A 19,867-nucleotide genomic window follows, 5' to 3' on the forward strand; every position below is an offset into this window, starting at 1 on the left:
AACACAACATGCGGTGTTTTTATGGAGATTAATCACTAAATATAGTGGCGTCAAAGGGCGCGTGCAGTTGCGTGACGAATCCTTGATGCAGGTGAAAAAACCACGTCAGCCGCTTTTGTTCCAGCGCGTTTCGCGCAGGATCAGCCAGCTCGCGCAAAAGAACGCGGCGCCGCAGGCGGCCACGCTGGCGACGGAGGCGGGCAGCACGTGCGTCCAGATTTCCAGCGGCGTGTAGGTGCTCCAGCTGGCCACGCGCGCGTCGAAGGTGACGTAGTTCGCCAGCAGCCAGTAGACGGCCAGCAGGCCCGTGCAGATGGCGGCCTGACGCAGCAGCGGCATCTTGCGGCGCGCGAACACGGCCAGCAGGAACAGCAGCAGCACGCCCGGATACGCGCCCAGCACCTCGGGCGACAGCACGGAGATGGTCCCTGCGTCATAGCCATCGGGCGGCCCGGCCCACTGCACCTGCAGCGCGGTGAGGAACAGGGTGAGCAGGAAAATCAGCAGCGGTTTGCGGGTCATGGCGGGCAATCGGATAGGGAAAAAGTGGGGCATTTTACAGCCAGGTCAAGCAAGTTGAACGCGCGCCAGCCATGCATGCATTCCTTCACCTGTGTCAAGGACTGGGCGGTATGGGCGGGGCTATAGTCTGCACCCTGAGCCGATACAGGACTGTGAACACCATGATGCTTGAATCAACCACCGCCACCCGCGTGGCCGGACCGCTGGAACTGGTCTGCCCCGCCGGCAGCCTGCCCGCCTTGAAAGCGGCCGTCGACAATGGCGCCGACACCGTGTACCTGGGTTTTCGCGATGCCACCAATGCACGCAATTTCGCCGGCCTCAATTTCGACGAAAAGGCCATCGCCGAGGGCGTGCGCTACGCCCACCAATATGGACGCAAGGTGCTGCTGGCGCTGAATACCTATCCGCAGCCGCACAACTGGGCCGTGTGGCGCAGCGCCATCGACCGCGCCGCGCAAGCCGGCATCGACGCCATGATCGTCGCCGATCCGGGCTTGATGGCGTATGCAAGCGAGCATCACCCGCAGCTGCGCCTGCACCTGTCCGTGCAAGGCTCGGCCACCAACTACGAAGCGATCAATTTTTACCAGGAACACTTCGGCATCGCCCGCGCCGTGCTGCCGCGCGTGCTGTCGATGGCGCAGGTCGAGCAACTGATCGCCAAGACGGACGTCGAGATCGAGGTCTTCGGCTTCGGCAGCCTGTGCGTGATGGTCGAAGGGCGCTGCGCGCTGTCATCGTATGCGACGGGCGAGGCGCCGAACACGCACGGCGTGTGCTCGCCGGCGAAATCCGTGCGCTGGCTGGAAACGCCGAACGGCCTCGAATCGCGCCTGAACGGCGTGCTGATCGACCGCTACGCACCGGGCGAAAACGCCAGCTATCCGACCCTGTGCAAGGGGCGTTTCGAAGTCAACGACGAAGAGTATTACGCCATCGAGGAGCCGGCCAGCCTGAACACGCTGGCGCTGCTGCCGCAGCTGATCGCCATGGGCGTGCGCGCCGTGAAGATCGAAGGGCGCCAGCGCAGCCCCGCGTATGTGGCGCAGGTGACGCGCGTGTGGCGCGAAGCGATCGACGCCTGCCGCGAAGGCAATGCGCGCTACGCCGTCAAGCCGGGCTGGATGGCGGCCATGGACAAGCTGGCCGAAGGCCAGCAGCACACCTTGGGCGCGTATCACCGCTCCTGGAAATAGCAAAACCTGCTGCGCTTCTCGCCCCCGCCGCGAGCCGCTCGCTACGGTTTTGTCACTTAAAAAAATATTGGAAAAGGCATGCTAAAACTCTCTTTGGGTCCCTTGCTGTACTACTGGCCGCGCGCCACCGTCTTCGAGTTTTACCAGCAGATCGCCGGCACCGCCGTCGATATCGTGTACCTGGGCGAAACCGTCTGCTCGCGCCGGCATGAGCTGCGCCTGGCCGACTGGCTCGATATCGCCGACATGCTGGCCGCCGCCGGCAAGGAAGTGGTGCTGTCGACGCAGGCGCTGATCGAGGCGGGCGCCGAACTGGCCACCCTGCGCCGCATCACGGGCAATGGGCGCTACGGCGTCGAGGCCAACGACATGGGCGCCGTGCATTGCATGGAAAAGGGCGCATCCTTCGTCGCCGGCCCCCATTTGAACCTGTTCAATGGCCCCAGCCTGCAACTGATGGCGCGCCTCGGTGCGCGGCGCTGGGTGATGCCGCTGGAAATGGGACAGACGGCGCTGGCCGAGATGCAGCGCCAGAAACCGGAAGGGCTGGAGACGGAAGTGTTTGCCTACGGACGCATGCCGCTGGCGTTTTCCGCGCGCTGCTTCACGGCGCGCAACCGCAACCTGCCGAAGGACGACTGCGGCTACAGCTGCCTGGAAGAGCCGGACGGCCTGCTGCTGCGCACGCGCGACGAAGTGCCCTTCCTCGTACTCAATGGCACGCAGACGCAGTCGGCGCTCGTCTACAACCTGGTGCGCGAACTCGACGCCATGCGCGACATGGGCGTGTCGGTGGCGCGCATCAGTCCGCAAGCCATGCATACGGAACAGGTGATCGCCATCTTCGACCGCGCCCGCCGGGGGCAGGTCAGCGGCATCGGCGCCCAGGCCCAGCTGGCGGCCTGCCAGCCGGCCGGCGCCTGCGACGGCTATTGGCACGGCCAGCCCGGCATGGAACAGCACGCCGCCCATTGAACGCATCGAAAGGAAGAACATGCAAGATCAACTGGAAAGATTGCCGGTCCCGGTCCCGGCCAAGCCTGCCATGAGCAAGCCCGCCGTGTCGTACCGGCTGCCCGAACCGCTGGCCGAATTGCTGTCCAAGCTGCCGCCGTATCCCGCCTCCTGGCTGTTCGTGCAAGGCTTGAACCGCTTGCTGGCGCCGCAATTGCCCGACGACGTGCGCTGCAGCCTGGAGGGGCGCAGCCTGCGCTTGCGCTTGCTGGACGCCGGTATCGCCTTCGATTTTGAGTGGCAGGGCACGGTGTTCGTGGCCGAACGCTATGTTGACGTGCCGGACCTGTGCATCGCCGCCAGCGTGCATGACTTGATGCTGCTGGCGCGGCGCCAGGAAGATCCGGACACCCTGTTCTTCAGCCGCCGTTTGAGCCTGGAAGGCGATACGGAGCTGGGCTTGCTGTTCAAGAATACGCTCGATGCCATCGAATTGCCGCCGTTCGACCTGCAGTCGCTGGGACCGCGCCGCGTGCTGGCGCATTTGCGCGACCGGGGCGCGCGGGGAGGCTGAGCGGAAAAGGGGAGGCGGGCGCTCAGTGGCGGCAGTGGCCGCAGGCGCCGCTGCACGATGGCAATTGTTCTTCATCGGACGCCTCGCCCATGAAGCCGGCGTCGTTGACGGCGGTCAGCAAACGTTCCTGCGTGGCCAGGCGTTCGTCGAATTGCACCGTGGCGCCGTGGCGCGCCAGCGAGACGCAGACGGTGGCCACGCCTGTGACGGCCTCAAGTGCGCCCGTCAATCTGTCGGCGCAGCCTTCGTGATCCATTCCAATAATATTCAAGCGCGCTGTCTGCATGTGGTCCTCTTGTTTTTCAGATAAAAAAACAGCGTAGGCGAGGGGCGCGCATGCCGTCCAGAGCAGCACGCAAGATTTATTTTCTATTTACGGTTTTATTGATCTGGATTAATTTGCACCGCTCCACTTCCGCCTGAATTGCTGTTGTTTTGTACACAGTTTCCATAATCCAGTCGACAAGCGTGCCCTGCTGCGCGATACTGTCATTCTGATAAGAACGCTGATGAAAGCGCTGGAAAGGAGGGGCCATGCAGCGCCGCCCCCTGCTCAAGCTTGCCGCCCTGTGGCCGTTGGGCGCTGCCGCCGCCGGCACGTCGCCGCCGCTGCCGCTCGTCTATCCGCGCCACCAGGCGCTCGATGATCCGCAGCAAGGTTATGTGACGGCCTTGCTGCAAATGGCGCTGTCGCGGTCGGGCCATGCCTATGCCTTGCGCCGCTCCGCACTGCGCATGGTGCAGACGCGCGCCATGCAGGAAATCGCCATGGCGTCAGGCAGCGTCGATGTCGTCTGGGCCATGACGAGCCGGGCGCGCGAAACGCAATTGCTGCCGGTGCGTATACCGATCGACCGTGGCCTGATCGGCTGGCGCGTGGCCCTGATCCATGCCCGCCAGACGCAGCTGCTGCGCGGCGTGCGCAGCGTCGCCGCCCTGGCGCGGCTGTCTGCCGGCCAGATGCGCGACTGGCCCGACTGCGCCATCCTGCAGGCGAACGGCTTGCGCCTCGATACCTCGAGCACCTACGAAGGCCTGTTCCAGCAGCTGGCGGCGGGGCGCATCGACTACTTTCCCCGCTCCGTGATCGAGGCCCAAAGCGAGCTGGCCAGCCACGCGCAATTGCCGCTGGCGCTAGACACCCACCTGGTCATCCGCTACCCGGCCGCACTGTACTTTTTTGTCGGCAAGCACCGGCCGGAACTGGCGCGCCACATTGAACTGGGACTGGAAACCATGCTGGCCGATGGCAGCTTTGCGCAGCTGTTCCAGCGCCATTTCGGCCGTCTCGCGCAGGGCCTGAATCTGTCCCGGCGTTACGTGCTGGAGCTCGTCAATCCTGACCTGCCGGAGGAGACGCCGCTGGCGCGCAAGGCACTTTGGTATCGTCCAAATCATTACTAATGGTTTAGTTGAGCTATGTCAAACGACTGCTTCAATCGTGCGCAGGATGTTTGAGGAAACGCAAAGCGAGTTCAACAGAACACCTGTTGACACTTATAAAATTTTCGCCGAACATCATTCCATCTTGCAACACTTTGCAATACTTTCCCAGCGATAGCCGCCATGGCGGCTGTCGTGCGGACCCGTGCGCCCGTTCAACGGCAAGCCGCCGCCAGCCACCGAACGCTGTGCTCCCTTGTAACCATCCGTTATCTTTTCGAAGGTTTGCCCATGCTCGATTCGATCGCGTCGGTATTGCACCAGGTGCCGGAATTGGCCCTGTTCCTGGCGCTGGCGCTGGGCTACGCGGTAGGGCAGATACGCTTCGGCCCGATCCAGCTCGGCGGCGTGTGCGGCACCCTGATCGCCGCGCTGCTGATCGGCCAGCTTGGCATTACCCTGGACGCCAGCGTGAAAAACGTTTTCTTCATGCTGTTTATCTTTGCCCTCGGCTACGCGGGCGGTCCCCAGTTCTTTGCCAACCTCAATGCCAAGGGCTTGCGCTTGGGAATACTGTGCCTGATCGAAGTGGTGGTGGTGCTGGCGCTGGTGCTGCTGGCCACGCGTTTCCTGGGCCTGGACCAGGGGACGGCGGCCGGCATGATGGCGGGCGCGGCGACGGAATCGGCCGTCGTCGGCACCGCCACGGACGCGATCTCGAAGCTGGCGCTGCCGGCGGCCCGCATCGCCGAGCTGCAAGCCAATGTGGTCACCGCGTATTCCATCACGTATATCTTTGGCCTGATCGCCATCGTCATCGTCACCAGCCAGATTTTTCCGCTGTTGTTGCGCGTCAATCTGCGCGAGGAAGCGGACAAATTATGGGAAAAAATGGGCGGCGCGCAGGCGGGCGCCGACGATTTGCAGGCGACGCCGGAAATGGTCGGCCGCGCTTACCGCATCAGCCGGGGCGCGGGACGCCGCCTCGATGCCTTGCAGCATATTTTTGCGGGCCGCGCCAGCATCACGCGCGTGCGCCGGCACGGCAAGGTCTTGCCGCTGGAGCCGGCACTGCGCCTGCGCAATAACGACGAAGTGCTGGTGATCGGCCACCGTCCCGCACTGGTGGCGGCCGAAGCCATCCTGGGCGAGGAATTTGCCGACACGACGGGCTTGAACATGGCCGTCTCCGCCGTCGAAGTGGTGCTGCAGCAAGCCGCGCTGGTCGGCCAGCCCTTGCGCCAGCTGGCCTTGCCCACCGGCGTGCATGTGGCGGCCGTCATCCGCGGCGAGCACAGCATGCCGCCCTTGCCCGACCTGGCCCTGCAGCGCGACGACGTGCTGCGCCTGTATGGCACGACGGAAGGACGCGAACTGAACACGGCGCTGTCGGCCATCGGCAAGCGCGTGCCCACGGGCGACCGCAGCAATATCGTCTACGCCAGCATTGGCATCGTGCTCGGTGTGTATATCGGCGGCTTTACCGCCAGGCTGGGCGGCATTCCGTTTTCGCTGGGCACGGGCGGCGGGGCCTTGCTGACGGGGCTCGTATTCGGCTGGTACCAGGCGCGAAAACCTGGCATGCCGGGCATCCACCCCAGCGCGCTCGACATGATGAAGGATATCGGCCTGGCCACCTTCATCGCCTGCGTCGGCCTGGCGTCGGGACCGCAGGCAATCGAGCTGGTGCGCCAGTACGGCTTGTCGCTGCCGCTGATGGGCGTCTTGATCGCCGTCATCCCCGCCTCGCTGTCGTTGCTGGTGGGCCACTTTTTCCTCAAGCTGGAAGCGCCCGTGCTCTTGGGCGCCATCGCCGGCCAGCAGTGCAGCACGCCAGCCTTGTCGGCCGTGCAGAACGCGGCCGGCAATTCCACGCCCTTGCTGGGCTACACGATTACCTATGCCATCTCGAACGTGGTGCTGCCTCTGCTGGGGCCGCTCATCGTGGCCCTGGCCGGGTCCGTTCATGCATGAGCAGCTTGCAAGAGCACAGGCAGTAAAGAATTCCTTCAACACGAAAGGCGGTCCGCATGGAATGGTTGCATGAGTTATTCAAGAAGTCGCCCGAAATTGCCTTGTTTCTCTCCCTGGCAGTGGGCTACTACATCGGCAAGATCAAGTTCGGCTCGTTTCAGCTGGGCGGGGTCGCCGGTTCACTGCTGGTGGCGGTCCTCGTCAGCCAGGTAGGCGTGGCCATCGATCCCGGCGTCAAGTCGGTGCTGTTTGCCCTGTTCATTTACGCGGTCGGTTATGAAAGCGGACCGCAATTCTTCAATTCCCTGGGGCGCCAGTCCGTGCGCGAAATCATCCTGGCCGTCGTGCTGGCCGTGACGGCGCTGCTGACGGTGGTCATCATGGCCAAGGTGTTCGGCCTGGACAAGGGCCTGGCGGCCGGCGTGGCGGCGGGCGGCTTGACGCAGTCGGCCATCATCGGCACGGCCGGCGACGCGATCACCAAGCTGGGCCTGGCGGCCGACGAGGTGGCGCGCCTGCAGGGCAACGTGGCTGTCGGCTATGCCGTGACCTATGTGTTCGGCTCGTTTGGCGCCATCATCGTCTGCGTCAATATCTTGCCGAAACTCATGGGTCGCACCATCCGCGAAGATGCGATCAAGGCGGAAACGGCGCTGCAGGCGGGCGTGCAGGTGCTGGGACCTGGCCAGACGCCGGCCGCGCCCGACTTGATCGGCCGCATCTACGACGTGGGTCCCGGTGCCGGCCGCACCGTGGAAGAGATCGAAAGCGCTCATCCGAACACGGCCATCACCATCGAGCGCGTGAAACGCAATGGCCAGATCATCGACGTCAGCCCGGACCTGGTGCTGGCGGCCGACGATATCGTGCTGCTGGTGGGCCGCCGTGAAGCCATGCTCAGCGTGTCTTCCCAGCTGGGCAAGGAATTGCTGGCCGTCGAAGGCATGGAACTGGTGATGCAGCGCCGCGACATGGTGCTGACCAACAAGGCTTACCACAACAAGACGGTGGGCGAAATCCGCAGCGCGACGGCGCCGGGCGTGCGTCACGGCATCTTTGTCGTGCAGCTGAGCCGCATGGGCAAGATCCTGCCCATGCAGCCGGAAACCGTCGTGCAGACGGGCGACGTGGTGACCATCTATGGCGCCGAGCAGGACGTCAAGCGCGTGGCGGCCGAAGTGGGCTACATGATCGTGCCGAGCGCCAAGACGGATTTCGTCTACATGGGCGCCGGCCTCGTCGTCGGCCTGCTGGTGGGCTTGCTGGTGGCGCGCATCGGTTCGATTCCGCTGACACTGGGCAGCGGCGGCGGCGTGCTGCTGTCGGGTCTCGTGTTCGGCTGGTTCCGCGCCAAGCGCCAGACCTTCGGTTACATGCCCAGCGGCGCCGTGCAAATCCTCAAGGATCTGGGCCTGGCCGGCTTCGTTGCCGTCGTCGGCCTCACGTCCGGCCTGCAAGCCGTGCAAACCGTGCGCGAACACGGCCTGACCCTGTTCGGCGTGGGCGTCGTGGTGACCATCCTGCCGATGATACTGACCATGCTGATCGGCCGTTACATCTTGCGCTATGACAACGTTGCCGTGTTTGCGGGCGCCTTGTCCGGCTCGCGCAGCGCCAATCCCGCGTTCGGCGAAGTGCTGAACGCGGCGCAAAACTCGATTCCCACCGTACCGTTTGCCATCACATATGCCTTGGCCAACGTTTTCCTGACCTTGCTGGGGCCGCTGATTGTGGCCTTCGTCTGAGTCTGCATGTATGTGCAAGCACCTTTGCAAGAACCTTCAAAATTATCAGTCTGATAAGGAGTAGCAAAAATGGATTTCAGTAACCCAAGCAAACTCGCCCTGTTGAGCCCCTTCGAATTGAAGGATGCGCTGATCCAGACGGCCAAGCAAAGCAACCGCCTGATGCTCAATGCGGGCCGCGGCAACCCGAATTTCCTGGCGACCACGCCACGCCACGGCTTCTTCCAGTTCGGCCAGTTCGCCATGACGGAAGCGGAGCGCTCGTATGTGTACATGGACGACGTGGGCGGCTTTCCCACGCGCGAGGGCATCGAGGCGCGCTTTGAAATCTTCGTGCGCAAGCACGAAGGCAACCCGGGCGCGCATTTCATCGAGGCGGCCGTGTCGTATGTGCGCGACCAGCTGGGCCTGAGTGCGGGCGACTTCATCTATGAGATGTGCGAAGCCATCCTCGGCTGCAACTATCCCGTGCCGGACCGCATGCTGCGCCTGTCCGAGAAAATCGTCGGCCAGTATATCCACCGCGAAATGATCGGCGACCATCCATTCGTCGGCAACTTCGACATGTACGCGGTCGAAGGCGGCACGGCGGCCATGACCTATCTGTTCGCCAGCCTGAAATCGAATCACATCATCCAGGAAGGCGACACGATCGCCCTGGGCATGCCGATCTTCACGCCCTACATCGAGATTCCGCAGCTGAACGACTACAAGCTGAACACCGTGCACATCGATGCGCCGCAATCAAACAACTGGCAATTCACCAAGAAGGAACTGGACAAGCTGCTGGACCCGAAAGTGAAAGCTTTCTTCCTCGTCAACCCCAGCAATCCGCCATCCGTCAAGATCGACGACGAGACCCTGGAATACATCGCCAAGATCATCAAGAAGCGCCCGGACCTGATCATTTTGACGGATGACGTGTACGGCACCTTCGCCGACAATTTCGTCTCGCTGTTCGCCATCTGCCCGTTCAACACCATCCTCGTATATTCGTTCTCGAAATACTTCGGCGCGACGGGCTGGCGCATGGGTGTGGTGGCCACGCATGAAAACAATGTGCTCGACGACAAGATTGCGAAGTTGCCTGAAACCATCAAGAAGCAGCTCGATGCGCGCTATCACTCCATCACGACGGAACCGCGCCAGCTGAAATTCATCGACCGCCTGGTGGCCGACAGCCGCACGGTGGCGCTGAACCACACGGCCGGCCTGTCCACGCCCGTGCAGGCGCAGATGACCCTGTTCTCCTTGTTCTCGCTGATGGATGAAGAGCAAAAGTACAAGCAATCGATGAAACGCATCGTGCTGCGCCGCAAGGAAGCGCTGTACCGCGAACTGGGCTTGCCGATGGTGCACGACGCCAATTCCGTGCGCTACTACCATCTGCTGGACATGGAATCCTTGGCCGCGCAGATGCATGGCGTGGAGTTTTCGCAGTGGCTGCTGAAAAAACTCAAGCCGAACGAAGCGCTGTTCCGCCTGGCCGAGGAAACGGGCGTCATCCTGCTGCCGGGCCGCGGCTTCGGCACCACGCATCCGTCCGGCCGCGTCTCGCTGGCCAACCTGAACGAATACGACTACGCCAATATCGGCCGCGCCATCCGCAGCATGGCGTCCGAGTTCTTTGCCGTGTTTGAAAAGGAAAAGGAAAAGGGCGGCAAGAAGGCGAAGAAGTAAGCCGCTAGCCGTGTAGTCTGACAAAAACGGGCGCCCCGCATGAGGCGCCCGTTTTTGTCTGTCAGCTTGCGTAACCAATAGTGCAGGCTGGAATGGACATCCGTGGATATAATTGCTATTGTGAAAGTATAAACATGGCAACCCCGTGCTTTCCCCTCATTCATTGACTGGACGCTACATGGGCAGATTGCAAGGACATTTATCATTATTGCTGGCGAGCGCGCTGGGCGCGGCCATGCCGGCCCTGGCGGAACCTCTGACATTCAGCGAAGCGCTGCAGCAAGCGGCAGCCGCTTCGGGCGCCGTGCAGGGCGCCGCGCTCGACGTGCGCGCAAAAACCCTCAAGGCAGAGGCGCTGTCGAATATCGACGGCCCTTCCGTGGACTTGACGGCGTTTCGTGGCCGCCTGTCGACGGACTTGAACATCGATACGAGCGGCTTGTCCGGCGTGGTGGGCGGCATCGAGTCCGTGCTGCCATCGATTCCCGGCTTGCCCAAGCCACAGATTCCCAATTCCCTGAGCCGCGAAGTGGTGACGGACCTGACCTCGTTCGGCTTGCTGGGCATGTGGCCCATCTACACGGGCGGGCGCCTGGACGCCGTCAAGGGCCTCGCTTCGAGCCTGACCCTGGCCGCGCAGGCGGAGCGCACGGAAGCGGAAGAACAGCTGGCGACCCTGGTGGCGCAGCGCTATTTTCAATTATTGCTGGCGAAGCGGGTGGTGGCCGTGCGGGCCGAAGTGACGGCCGGCGTGACGCAGCATCAGCGCGACGCGGCCAAGCTGGAAAAGGGCGGCCTGATTTCGCGCGCGGAACGCCTGCGTGCCGACGTGGCCCTCGACAGCGCCCGCAGCGACGAGGCGCAGGCGCGCAGCGATGAGGAAATCGCCCAGGTGGCGCTCGACCGTTTGCTCGCCGTCAACACGCAAGTGCGGCCCAGCACTCCCCTGTTCGTCAACAGCCTGCCGGTGGGTACCTTGCAATCGTTCATCAGCACGGGCATGCGCGAAAATGCGAACTGGAAAAAGATCGACAGCAAGCGCGTGCAGGCCGAGCAAGCCTTGAAGCTGCATGGCAAGGAGTACGCGCCCACCGTGTTTGCCATCGGTAACTACAACTTGAATCGCGGCAACGAAAAACTCGTGCGGTCGAACTGGGCCATCGGCCTCGTCGTGGCCGTGCCGCTCGTGCACCGCATCAACACGGGCAAGATGATCGCCGCCGCCAAGCTGGACCAGGAGCGCGTGGAAGTGGTGGCGCGCCAGGCCGAGCGCGACATTCCCACCCTGATCGAAAAGAACTGGCGCGCGCTGGAAAACGCCCGCATCCAGTACCTGTCCACGGCGTCGTCGGTGGAGCTGGCGCGCGAAAATATCCGTTTGCAAACGGTCGCTTTCCAGCAAGGACAAGTGACGTCGCTGGAAGTGGTCGACGCGCGCCTGAACCTGGCCAAGGTCGAGACCCAGCGCGCGCAGACTGCCTATAACTATGTGATGGGCCTGGCGCAATTGCTGGAAGCGACGGGCGAGACGCAGCGCCTGGGCAGCCTGGCCGCTGCGGCCGATATCCAATTACCTGTGGACAAATAATAATGAGCACCTCCAAAAAACCATTGGCCATAGTCGCCGCCATCATCGTCCTCGGCTTCGTGGGCTGGGGCTTGTACCAGGCGTTCCAGCCGCAGCGCCTGCCTTTGCAGGGACAGATGGATGCGCAGGAAGTCAATGTCTCGTCGAAAGTGCCGGGCAGGGTGGGCGAGCTGTACGTTAAGCTTGGCCAGACGGTGCCGAAAGGGGAATTGCTGTTCCAGCTGACGAGTCCGGAAGTGGACGCGAAGATCGCGCAAGCGACGGCCGCCACGCAGGCAGCCGATGCCGTGGCGCAAAAGGCGCAAGCGGGTGCGCGTCCGGAAGAAATCGCCGCCGCGAAAGCCAACTGGGAGCGGGCGCAAACGGGCGCCACCATCGCCAAGACCACGTACACCCGCGTCAACAATATGTACGAGCAAGGCGTGATCGCGCAGCAGAAACGCGACGAGGCGCAAGCGCAATGGCGCGCCGCCGACCAGCTGGCGCAAGCGGCCCGCGCGCAATATGACATGGCGCAAAAGGGCGCCCGTCCGGAAGACAAGACGGCCGCCGCCGCCCAGGCGCGCCAGGTGGGCGCCGTGCTGACGGAAGCGCAGGTCGCCCTGGCGGAAACGAAGATCGCCGCGCCCGTGGCCGGGCAGGTCAGCAAGATCCAGATACAGCCCGGTGAACTGGCGCCGCAAGGCTTCCCCGTGATCACCCTGGTGAACCTCGATGACGCCTGGGCCGTGCTGCAGGTGCGCGAAGATGAAATGGCCGCGTTTGCCATGGGCAGCACGCATACGGCCAATGTGCCGGCCTTGAAGCAGCAAGTGAGCTTCAAGGTCAGTTCCGTGGCCGTGCTGCCCGATTTCGCCACCTGGCGCGCGGCGCGCCCGGGCGGCACAGACTTGCGCACGTTTGAAATCCGGCTGCGCCCCGCCATCAAGGTCGAGGGCTTGCGCCCGGGCATGTCGGTCGTGTTTCCACCGCTCTGATACGCGATGAACGAAGCGGATAAGGGGCCGGTTTCTGCGCTGGCGCGCGAGTGGGCGCGGCTGCGCGGCGACTTCTGGGACTTCGGCATGCTCAGCTGGATTCCCGTCGTGCTGTGCGGTATGTTGTGGCTGGTGTTTTCCGCCGGCATCGCGCGCGACTTGCCCATCGTCGTCATCGATAACGACAACTCGACCTTGTCGCGCCAGCTCACGCGCTGGCTCGACGCTTCGCCCGGCATCGCGGTGGCGGCGAAAGTGGCGTCCAGCGACGAAGCCCTGCATCGCTTGCGCGAGCGTACGGCGTTCGGCTACCTGCTGATCCCCAACGATTTCGAACAGAAACTGCTGGGCGGCCGGCAAGCCACCGTGCAATGGCTGTACAACGCGCAGTTTTCCTCGCACGCGGGCGCCTTGCTGCGCGACGTGCGCACGGTCAGCACGACCTTGTCGGCCGGCATCGAGATGACGGCGCGCGCAAAAAAGGGCATGTCGGGCGTGCAGGCGGCGGCCCAGTTCGAACCGATCCGCACGACACTGAACAGTTTGTACAATGAAAACACCAGCTATGAAGCATTTTTAACGTTGGCCCTGATGCCGGCCATGCTGCAGATCTTCATCGTCGTTGCCGTCGTCACGAGCATCGGACGCGAGTTGCGCGACGGCACGGTGCCGCAATGGCTGGCCTCGGCCAAGGGCAGCTGGCTGCGTGCCGTCGGCACCAAGCTGCTGTTTCCCGTGATCGCCTACTGCGCGCTGGCGCTGCTGTATCTGCTGTTCTTCAGCCTGGCGCGTGGCTGGGCCGTGGCGGGCAGCTTGCCGGCCCTGCTGCTGAGCATGTTGCTGCTGGTGCTCGCGTATTGCGGCATGGCCACCTTGCTGATCGGCGCCACCCTGTCCCTGCGCCTGGCCCTGTCGGGCGCGGCATTTATTACGGCACCGGCCTTCGCGTTCGCGGGCCAGGCCTTTCCCCTGATGGCCATGCCGGCACCGGCGCGTGCCTGGGCGGAAGCCTTGCCGCTCACGCACTATCTGCAATTGCAAACGAAATACTGGCTGGCCGGCGCGCCATGGCGTTATGGCGTGCAGGAAATGCTGATCTTGGCCGGCTTTGCCATCGGCTGCGGCGCCGTGGGCGTATTCCTGCTGGCGCGCCGCGCGAATATGCCTGCGGCCTGGGGGCGTGCATGATCTGGCCGGCTTTTATCGCCACCTGGCGCGCCATGCTGACGGACAAGGGGGCGCTGACCTTGCTGTTTATCGGCGGCATCATCTATTCCTTCTTTTATCCGCTGCCATACTCGACGGAAATCGTCCAGCGCGTGCCCGTGGCCGTCGTCGACCAGGACCGCAGCGCCATGTCGCGCCAGCTCACGCGCTTCGCCATGGCTCACCCCTCGCTGCAAGTCGTGGCCGTCACGCCGGACTTGCCCGTCGCGCAGGATTTATTGTGGCGCGACAAGGTCATGGGCGTGCTGATCCTTCCCGACGGTTTGCAGACGGACGTGCTGGCTGGCCGCGCCGCCCATGCGCAGGTGGCGGGCAATGGTCTGTACTTGATGCTCAACAAGGTGGCCTTGAACGGCCTAGCCGAAGTGGTGGGCACGGTGTCGGCCGGCATTGAGCTCAAACGCCTGGGCGCGGGCACGCCGTCGACCGTGCAGGCCAACCAGCAGCGCTCGCCCATTGCGTTTGACGCCGTGCCCCTGTTTAACGTCAAGGAAGGCTATGGCGCGTATGTCGTGCCGGGCGTGGCGACCTTGATCGTGCAGCAGACCTTGCTGATCGGCATGACCATGCTGTTCGGCACCTGGTATCAGCGCAAGAGCTTCCCCGTGGCAGGCCGGCGCACGGCGGGCGGCTATGCGGGCATGCTGCTGGCGTTTGCCTGCGTGGCCTTCCTCAACTGCTGCTATTTCTTCGGTTTCGTCTTCTGGTTCCAGGATTACCCCCGTGGCGGCAACTTTGGCGGCATGCTCTTGCTGCTGGTGCTGTTCTCGCTGGCGGAAGCGGCGTTCGGCATGCTGCTGGGCATGCTGTTCCGCACGCGCGAACGGGGCACGCAGCTGATGATCGCCACCTCGATGCCGGTGCTGTTCCTCGCGGGCCTGACCTGGCCCGTATCGTCCATGCCCGTCGTGCTGCAATGGCTGCGCTGGCTGCTGCCGTCCACGGCTGGCATCCAGGGCTTTGTTGCGCTCAACCAGATGGGCGCGTCGCTGTATGAAATCCGCCATGAAGTGGCGGGCTTGCTGGCCTTGCTACTGGCCTGCGTGGCGCTGGGCTGGTGGCGCTGGCGCAAGCTGGAGGAAACCGTTGTTGATTTGAACAAGGCCGAAGGCACTTGATATGCAATAATTTCATTTCCGTAACCCCAGCGAAATGCTGGGGTCGGACCCTGAGGGTCCGACCCCGGTCCTTGGCTTTAGGGGTTGATTCGATGCCTTTTTGATGATTTCTATGTCTGCATTCAATTTGTTCCAGCGCTTGTCCCAAGCCCCCACCAAGCCCAAGGCCGCGCCCGCCGTGCGGCAGTTCGACGTGGCGGATTTGTACCAAGGCCCCATCGCGCTGGGCGCGGAAGGCGAGGCGCAAGCGCGGCCTTTCGATGAAAAGCTGCGCCAGGCGTATTTCTGGATCGTCAACCACGCCATCATCAGCCCCCACTACGACATCGAGTACAACGACGGCCCGTCGCAGACCTATTCCGTGGGCGACAGCCGCCGCACATTGAATTTGCCGTCGGCGCAAAGCTATTCGAGTTTTATTTTGCTGCCCCTGCTGACGTTCGCCACGCGCCGCAAATGCCTGTTTGTGGGCGGGCCGGGGCGGGGCAAGACGGCCAGCGCCCTGCTGATGGGCGTGCTGGCCGGCTCCACCGTCAAGGAGGTGAAACGCGCCATGCAGCATGGCCACCCGCAGATGACGGTGGCCGACTTGCTGGGTAATCCCTTGCCGGCCGACCTGGTCAACGCGCAAAGCATGGACGATATCCGCATCGCCTGGCGCGCCTGGCTGGGCATGCGCGTGAAGATCGTCGATGAATACAACCGCATCCCCACGCGCACGCAAAGCGCGCTGCTCACCGTCATGGGTGACAATTACGCGGAAGTGCTGAACCATATTTACGAGTGCCCGGAAGCGGCCTGGTACCTGACGGCCAACGACGACCAGGGCGGCGGCACCTACCAGGTGATCGAGGCGCTGCGCGACCGGGTCGACGTGACGGTGCAGGCGCTGGCCTTCAACCCGCGCTTCCTGAACGAGCTGCTGCTGCGCGTGGAAGAAAACGTGCGTCCCGAAGAGCTGGTGCCGCCCGATATCATCTTCACGGAAGGCGAGGTCGATCAGATCGGCGAGGCGATCCGCCAGGTGGGCATACCCGACGCCGTGCGCCGCCGCCTGGAATTTTTTGCCAGCCAGTTCGAGCTGTTCGAGACGGCCGGCGGCCAGTTCGAATACATGACCAAGGATACGGCCCGTTTGGCCGGTGCTGACCGGGGCGCCGCGCAGGCGGCCGACAATGGGCGCGACCGCCTGAAGGACCTCGGTTGCCAGACCTTGAACGGCATCTCCGTGCGCACCCTGATGGCGCTCATGATCTACGCCAAGGCCATGGCGTATTTCCGCGGCAATGGCGAGGTGGCGCTGGAAGACTTGCGCCAGGTGCTGCCGTTTGTGCTGCATAACAAGCTGCAGCCGGACCCGGACGCGCCGTTTTTCGCGCTGCCGGAAAACGCCGCCTACCGCAGCGACAGATTGGGCTGGCTGCGCCGCCTGTTCGACCTGTCCAACGATGAATTCAACCGCCTGGACCTGGACCGCGACGATCCGGTGGGCGTGCTGTCGGCCGAATTCGACCTGGGCCTCGACGGCGTCAGCGAACGTGAAACCCTGGTGCGCCTGAACCGCATCGAAAAGCTGATCGGCGAACGCACGAAGGGGCGCAAGCTGTACGGCCCCCTGTACGACGACCTGCTGAAATTGAAATACCTGCATCAGCGCTACACCAACTATCGCAGCTGGCTGCGTTCGCAATGAGCGTGCCGCACTGTCAAGGCTTCCTGGAAGCGCTGGCCATGCTTAATGGCGAAGCGAGCGACCTGTGCGCGAGCTACGAATTATCACGCCTGCCCGACGCGCCGGATCTTGCCACGGCGCTGGGCTTGCGCGTGGAAGACCATGCCTTGCACGTCATCGAGCCCGCACGCGACTTGCCGGCCGCCTTGTGGCACATCAAGGCGGCGCCGTGCGGACGCGCGCAGCTGGAACAAGTGTGCCAGCGCTGGTTTTTCTCGTCGCGGCACATGCAGGCGGCGCCGCCGACACGCTTCCGCGCGCAGCTGGTGGCCGCCTTCCTCGAATCGCTCGACGAGGCGCTGGGCGGTTTTTCCACGTATGCCGTGACGATGACGCCGCCCGCCGGTTTCTGGTACGCGATCCACTGGGACGAGATCGCGTTCGAACTGGGGAATGAACGCTATCTGCTGCACTTTTCGCACAGCGACTGAGGGGCCGCGATGATCTCTCCTGCCTTTGCCTCGCTACTTGCCGGCGGCCGCGCCCAGTTCAATGCGCGCGCGGCGGAAGCGCGCCGGCGCTTTCCCTCGCTCGACATGGCCGCCTTCGGCGCCTTCTTGCTCGACGGCGTCGATCCGCTGATAGTCGCCGTGGTCGCCGCCGCGCCCGAGCGGGCGGGCGGCGCGACCCTCGCTGCCTACGACATGGCCCTGGAATTGGTGGGCCATGGCCTGGCCGGTCCGGCGGCGAAAAACCCGTTCTTGAATACCGTCTGGCGCGAGCTGGCGCCGCAGCTTTCAACGCTGCTGGCGACGGCGCCCATCGACGTGCTGGGCATGCTCAGCAACGCCGCCGTCCACATCGCCTCCGTGGCGGGGGCGCGTCCCGCGCAGTGGCAGCGCGAGCTGGCCGCCCTGGCGCCGCAGATCGCCACGCTGGCGCAGCTGCGCGCAGTGGGCCAGGTGCTGGCGTGGCGCGCCGGCGTCGCGCATTTCCGCCAGGGCGCGCTGGCCGCCGCCGATACCTTGCCGCCGGACTTGGCGCTGGCCGCCTTTGGCGAGCCGGGTGCGCAGTGGCCGCAGGTGCATGCGCAGCTGATGGAGTATCCGTGGCGCGGCAATGCGGACGGCAGGGAGTTCGGCAGCTTTACAGGCCTCGGTGGCGACTTCGGCACGCCGCCGCAGGTGCGCGCTGCCGCGGATGGTTTTATCGTGCGCAGCGGCGAGCGCCATTACCTGTTGGTGGCCGACGCCTTTGGCGCCGTGCTGCACAGCGCCACGGCGCCGGAGTTCGAGCAGGCGCAAACCGGCACGCCATCGGCCGTGCGGCTCGATGGGGCGATCCTGCATATCGGCGCGCGCCGCATCGAACTCGATGTGCCGGCCGGCGACATCGCCATCGCCGCCAATGCGCATACGCTCGCCATCACGTCGCCATGGACGCACGCGATCCGCCTGCTGCCGCTCGCATGAAGAACGATGCCGACACCGCGCTGATCGAGGCCTGGTGCGCCGCCTGGCCCGAGGCCCTGGCCGTGTGGAGCAAATTCACGCGCTTGCGTGACCCCAGCCTGTGCGCCAGCCGCGTCGAGGCCAGCAAGCAGGGCCTGTCCGGCAGCTTCGCCATGATCCGTTTGCTGGACCAGAGCGTGGTGGTGGACTTGCCGCTGGTGACGGAACTGGGGCTGGACGACTATGCGCTGGAAATCCTCGCCCATGAAATCGGCCACCATATCCTCGCGCCGGGCAGCGCCGGCGACCAGTTCCGTTTGCTGGCGCGCATGCGCCGCGCCTTGCCCACCCTGGAGAGGCACGCGCCCATGGTGGCCAATCTGTACACGGACCTGTTCATCAACGACCGCTTGCAGCGCCAGGCGAATCTGCGCATGGCCGACATCTACCGCAAGCTGCAGCAGGGGCGCACGGTGGAAGCGCGCGCCAAGGGCAGCGGCGGCGTATGGACCTTGTACATGCGCATCTATGAAAACCTGTGGCAGCTGGAAAAGGGAGAGCTGGGCGGAGCAGGGGCTGAGCACGAGGCGGACGAACGCCTGGACACGGACGCCTGGCTGGGCGCGCGCCTGATACGCGTGTATGCAAACGACTGGATGCTGGCGGCGGGCCGCTTCGCCACCTTGCTGCTGCCCTATCTGGTCGACGATACGGATGCTCTGGGCCCGAGCCGTTATCTGCAGGACACGCGCGACGCGGCCCGGGGCTGCCAGACGTATGGCGCGCAGCAGATCGAGGATGACGAGGAGGGCGGCGCCATCCACCCGGTGCACGACAAGCGCATTTCCGGCCTCGATGGCGAGGAGCCGCAAGGCGAGGCGCCGGCAAGGCAGGGCGGCGGCCAGCTGCGCGAACCGTTCGAGCTGGGCGACATTCTGAAGGCCTCGGGCATCGATCTGAGCGACCATGAAATCGCCATCCGCTACTACCGCGAGCGGGCCTTGCCGCACCTGGTGGCGTTCCCCAGCCGCCCCGCGCCCGAGTCGCAGGAGCCGCAGATGGAAGGGCTGGAAGCGTGGGAGATCGGCGATCCGCTCGAGGAAATCGACTGGCTGCAGTCCGTGATGCAGTCGCCGCGCCCCGTGCCCGGCGTGACCACCGTGCGCCGCGTGTATGGCCGCGAACCGGCGCGCGCCGTCGACGCCGTGCCCGTCGACCTGGACATGTACGTGGACAGTTCAGGCTCCATGCCGAACCCGCAGGCGCACATCTCGTTCCTGACCCTGGCCGGCGCCGTCATCGCCTTGTCCGCCCTGCGCGCCGGCGCGAAAGTGCAGGTGACCCTGTGGAGCGGCAAGAACGAGGTGATGCAGACGCCCGGCTTCGTGCGCGATGAAGACCTGATCCTGGGCGTGCTGACGGAGTTTTTTGGCGGCGGCACCTGTTTCCCCATCCACTGTCTGCGCAAGACCTATGCGGGCAAGCGCGAACGGCCCGCGCACATCCTGATGATTTCCGACGATGGCATCACCACCATGTTCGACAAGGATGAACTGGGCAACAGCGGCTGGGATATTTCCGCCAAGGCGCTGGCCCAGGGCGGCGCGGGCGGCACCATGGCCCTGAACCTGGCGCGCGACTGGGATGGCGCGGCGGCCAGCAAGTGGCTGCAGCAAACCTATGACGACCTGAAACGCGCGCGCCGCGAGCAGGGCTGGGATATCCACGCCGTCGAGCGCTACGAGGACTTGCTGGACTTTGCGCGGGCGTTCAGCCGGCGCCACTATGTTTAAATCCGGGGTC

At 64.2% G+C, this 19,867-nt stretch carries 17 protein-coding genes; 15 read left to right on the forward strand and 2 right to left on the reverse strand.

Annotated features, from left to right (window positions below; genetic code table 11):
* Nucleotides 1–105: 105 nt before the first annotated feature.
* Nucleotides 106–522: a hypothetical protein gene (locus tag D9M09_RS08675; protein ID WP_070289792.1), complete on the reverse strand. Its 417-nt coding sequence runs from the start codon at nucleotides 520–522 to the stop codon at nucleotides 106–108.
* 161 nt (nucleotides 523–683) lie between these two features.
* Between D9M09_RS08675 and ubiU the strand changes: the two genes are divergently transcribed.
* From ubiU to ubiT, 3 genes are all read left to right on the forward strand, one after another.
* Complete coding sequence (ubiU, locus tag D9M09_RS08680; RefSeq protein WP_430886691.1) at nucleotides 684–1,721, forward strand: ubiquinone anaerobic biosynthesis protein UbiU; 1,038 nt, start codon at nucleotides 684–686, stop codon at nucleotides 1,719–1,721.
* Between the two features lie 78 nt (nucleotides 1,722–1,799).
* Nucleotides 1,800–2,696 (forward strand): ubiquinone anaerobic biosynthesis protein UbiV, encoded by an 897-nt coding sequence (gene ubiV / locus D9M09_RS08685; protein ID WP_070218297.1) that lies wholly within the window; start codon nucleotides 1,800–1,802, stop codon nucleotides 2,694–2,696.
* 70 nt (nucleotides 2,697–2,766) lie between these two features.
* Entirely contained in the window at nucleotides 2,767–3,249 is a 483-nt protein-coding gene (gene ubiT, locus D9M09_RS08690; protein WP_070218324.1) for a ubiquinone anaerobic biosynthesis accessory factor UbiT, read from the forward strand.
* Nucleotides 3,250–3,271: 22 nt separating this feature from the next.
* Here ubiT and D9M09_RS08695 read toward each other — a convergent pair whose 3' ends face one another.
* Nucleotides 3,272–3,535 (reverse strand): heavy-metal-associated domain-containing protein, encoded by a 264-nt coding sequence (locus D9M09_RS08695; protein ID WP_070218296.1) that lies wholly within the window; start codon nucleotides 3,533–3,535, stop codon nucleotides 3,272–3,274.
* Nucleotides 3,536–3,783: 248 nt separating this feature from the next.
* Between D9M09_RS08695 and D9M09_RS08700 the strand changes: the two genes are divergently transcribed.
* From D9M09_RS08700 to D9M09_RS08755, 12 genes are all read left to right on the forward strand, one after another.
* The gene (locus D9M09_RS08700) at nucleotides 3,784–4,653 is read left to right on the forward strand and encodes a substrate-binding periplasmic protein (RefSeq protein ID WP_121669064.1); all 870 of its coding nucleotides are present in this window, start codon (nucleotides 3,784–3,786) and stop codon (nucleotides 4,651–4,653) included.
* Between the two features lie 270 nt (nucleotides 4,654–4,923).
* Nucleotides 4,924–6,606 carry an aspartate-alanine antiporter gene (gene aspT / locus D9M09_RS08705; RefSeq protein WP_121669065.1) on the forward strand — a complete coding sequence of 561 codons (1,683 nt, stop codon included), beginning with the start codon at nucleotides 4,924–4,926 and terminating at the stop codon, nucleotides 6,604–6,606.
* A 56-nt stretch (nucleotides 6,607–6,662) separates the two neighbouring features.
* Nucleotides 6,663–8,351, forward strand: coding sequence for an aspartate-alanine antiporter (gene aspT, locus D9M09_RS08710; protein ID WP_070289786.1), 1,689 nt, complete (start codon nucleotides 6,663–6,665; stop codon nucleotides 8,349–8,351).
* 69 nt (nucleotides 8,352–8,420) lie between these two features.
* Nucleotides 8,421–10,031: a bifunctional aspartate transaminase/aspartate 4-decarboxylase gene (locus tag D9M09_RS08715; protein ID WP_070311935.1), complete on the forward strand. Its 1,611-nt coding sequence runs from the start codon at nucleotides 8,421–8,423 to the stop codon at nucleotides 10,029–10,031.
* Between the two features lie 178 nt (nucleotides 10,032–10,209).
* On the forward strand, nucleotides 10,210–11,619 hold the full coding sequence (locus D9M09_RS08720) for a TolC family protein (protein ID WP_230506248.1): 1,410 nt from the start codon (nucleotides 10,210–10,212) through the stop codon (nucleotides 11,617–11,619).
* 2 nt (nucleotides 11,620–11,621) lie between these two features.
* Nucleotides 11,622–12,596: an HlyD family secretion protein gene (locus tag D9M09_RS08725; protein ID WP_121669067.1), complete on the forward strand. Its 975-nt coding sequence runs from the start codon at nucleotides 11,622–11,624 to the stop codon at nucleotides 12,594–12,596.
* A 6-nt stretch (nucleotides 12,597–12,602) separates the two neighbouring features.
* A complete protein-coding gene (locus tag D9M09_RS08730; RefSeq protein WP_121669068.1) occupies nucleotides 12,603–13,784 on the forward strand; it encodes an ABC transporter permease in 1,182 nt (393 codons plus the stop codon).
* Entirely contained in the window at nucleotides 13,781–14,941 is a 1,161-nt protein-coding gene (locus D9M09_RS08735) for an ABC transporter permease (RefSeq protein WP_240453591.1), read from the forward strand. The genes D9M09_RS08730 and D9M09_RS08735 overlap by 4 nt, the downstream gene beginning before the upstream one ends.
* A 112-nt stretch (nucleotides 14,942–15,053) precedes the next feature.
* Complete coding sequence (locus D9M09_RS08740; RefSeq protein ID WP_121669069.1) at nucleotides 15,054–16,634, forward strand: AAA family ATPase; 1,581 nt, start codon at nucleotides 15,054–15,056, stop codon at nucleotides 16,632–16,634.
* A 2-nt stretch (nucleotides 16,635–16,636) separates the two neighbouring features.
* Entirely contained in the window at nucleotides 16,637–17,104 is a 468-nt protein-coding gene (locus D9M09_RS08745; RefSeq protein ID WP_162995613.1) for a hypothetical protein, read from the forward strand.
* A gap of 9 nt (nucleotides 17,105–17,113) precedes the next feature.
* The gene (locus tag D9M09_RS08750; protein WP_121669071.1) at nucleotides 17,114–18,085 is read left to right on the forward strand and encodes a hypothetical protein; all 972 of its coding nucleotides are present in this window, start codon (nucleotides 17,114–17,116) and stop codon (nucleotides 18,083–18,085) included.
* Nucleotides 18,082–19,857, forward strand: a complete 1,776-nt coding sequence (locus D9M09_RS08755; RefSeq protein ID WP_121669072.1) for a VWA domain-containing protein — start codon at nucleotides 18,082–18,084, stop codon at nucleotides 19,855–19,857. Before D9M09_RS08750 ends, D9M09_RS08755 begins: the two co-directional genes overlap by 4 nt.
* Nucleotides 19,858–19,867: the final 10 nt, after the last annotated feature.

The organism is Janthinobacterium agaricidamnosum (assembly GCF_003667705.1).
Classification (GTDB): Bacteria; Pseudomonadota; Gammaproteobacteria; order Burkholderiales; family Burkholderiaceae_D; genus Janthinobacterium.